The 1,943-nt window shown below is 71.6% G+C and carries 2 protein-coding genes; both read left to right on the plus strand.

Translation table 11 applies throughout. From position 1 onward, the window contains the following. On the plus strand, positions 1-729 hold a 729-nt coding region (locus tag ASE87_RS00365; protein ID WP_056225014.1), incomplete at its 5' end, for a sugar phosphate isomerase/epimerase. After that, positions 726-1,853: a Gfo/Idh/MocA family protein gene (locus ASE87_RS00370; RefSeq protein WP_056225019.1), complete on the plus strand. Its 1,128-nt coding sequence runs from the start codon at positions 726-728 to the stop codon at positions 1,851-1,853. The genes ASE87_RS00365 and ASE87_RS00370, both read left to right, overlap by 4 nt. Positions 1,854-1,943 lie beyond the last annotated feature (90 nt).

Here is a 1,943-nt window from a genome sequence, read left to right on the forward strand (position 1 = left end):
CGCATCGCCGAGATCGGCTTCACCCAGGTCGAGCCCTACTCGTTCGTCGAGCGTGCCGACGAGTTCGAGAAGGCCTTCGCCGCCTCCGGCGTCACCGCCCCCTCGGGCCACGCCCCCGTCATCGACTCCGACGAGCCCGAGCGCGCCTTCGCCGCCGCGGCCCAGCTCGGCATCGGCACCGTCATCGACCCGTTCATCCCGAGCGACCGCTGGCAGACCGCCGACGACGCCCGGAAGATCGCCGACCGCGTCAACGAGCTGCAGGTGCTCGCCGCGGCATCGGGCCTGAGGTTCGGCTACCACAACCACCAGTGGGAGTTCGCGAACAAGGCCGACGGCCGTCCCGTCTACGACTTCTTCCTCGAGCGCCTGAACGACGACGTCGTCCTCGAGATCGACACCTTCTGGTCGACCGTCGGCGGCATGGACACCCCGGTGCTGCTGCGCTCGCTGGGTGACCGTGTGCAGTTCCTCCACGTCAAGGACGGCAAGATCTCGGGCGACATCGCGACCGCCCTGCCCAGCAGCGAGAGCGCCCTCGAGGTGCCCGACGCGCTCGCCGCCGCCTTCAAGAACCAGACCCCGGCCGGCCAGGGCGACGTCGACGTCGCCGCCGTGCTCGCCGCCGCGCCGCACGCGCTGCGCGTCGTCGAGTTCGACGACTACGCGAAGGACGTCTTCGACGGCGTCGCCGAGTCCTTCGCCTGGCTGCAGGAGAACGACAAGTGAGCGGCGTCGACACGACCGCCGGCCGCACGGGACGCGTCGGCGTCGGCGTCATCGGCGCGGGCGTCATCAGCGGCACCTACCTCGAGAACATGACGCAGTTCGCCGACCTCGAGGTGCTCTTCGTCGCCGACCTCGACCTCGACCGTGCCAAGGCGCAGGCCGAGACGTACGGCGTCCCGGGTCACGGCACGGTCGACGAACTGCTCGCGATCGACGAGATCGAGATCGTCGTCAACCTGACGATCCCGGCCGTGCACGCCGAGGTCGGACGTCAGATCATCGCCGCCGGCAAGAACGTCTGGAGCGAGAAGCCCCTCGCCCTCGACCACGAGTCCGCGCGCGACCTGCTCGCCGCTGCCGAGGCGGCCGGCGTCCGCGTGGCCTGTGCGCCCGACACCGTGCTCGGCGCCGGCATCCAGACCGCGATGCGCGCGATCGCCCGCGGCGACATCGGCCAGCCCCTGACGGCGACCACGATGTTCCACGTGCCCGGGCCCGAGTCGTGGCACCCCAACCCCGATTTCCTGTTCGCACTCGGGGCCGGTCCGCTCTTCGACATGGGGCCGTACTACGTGACGACCCTGGTGCACGCGTTCGGCTCGGCCAGCCGCGTCAGCGCGGTCTCGTCGAAGTCGTTCGACACGCGCACCATCGGCAGCGGCCCGCGCGCGGGCCAGACCTTCCCGGTCGAGGTGCCGACGCACCACGCGGCGCTCATCGAGTTCGCGGGCGGGCAGTCGGCGCAGTCGACGTTCTCGTTCCAGAACGCGCTGCCCCGCATGGGCTTCGTCGAGATCAGCGGCACCGAGGGCACCCTCGTGCTGCCCGACCCCAACACGTTCGAGGGCGACTCGAGCCTGTGGCGCTTCGGCCAGGACGAGCCCGAGACGCTCGCCGCCGTGGGGTCGACCTACGGACGCGGGTCGGGCGTGCTCGACCTGGCGCGGGCGATCCGCGGTGGCGACGCCGAGCGTGCCAGCGGGGCCGTCGCCTCGCACGTGCTCGACGTGCTGCTGGCGATCTCGTCGGCCGCCGAGCAGGGTGCGCCGGTCTCCGTCGAGTCCGCCGTGCAGCAGCCGGTGCCGCTCGACGAGAGCTGGGACCCCTCGGCCGCGACGCTCTAGTCCGGTCGGCTGCCGGGTCGGGCCTGGCCTGGCCTGGCCTGGCCACAGGGATGTCACGACGTGCCGCTCACCTTCGCAGGTGAGCGGCAC

The organism is Frigoribacterium sp. Leaf44, from assembly GCF_001421865.1.
Taxonomy (GTDB): domain Bacteria; phylum Actinomycetota; class Actinomycetes; order Actinomycetales; family Microbacteriaceae; genus Frigoribacterium.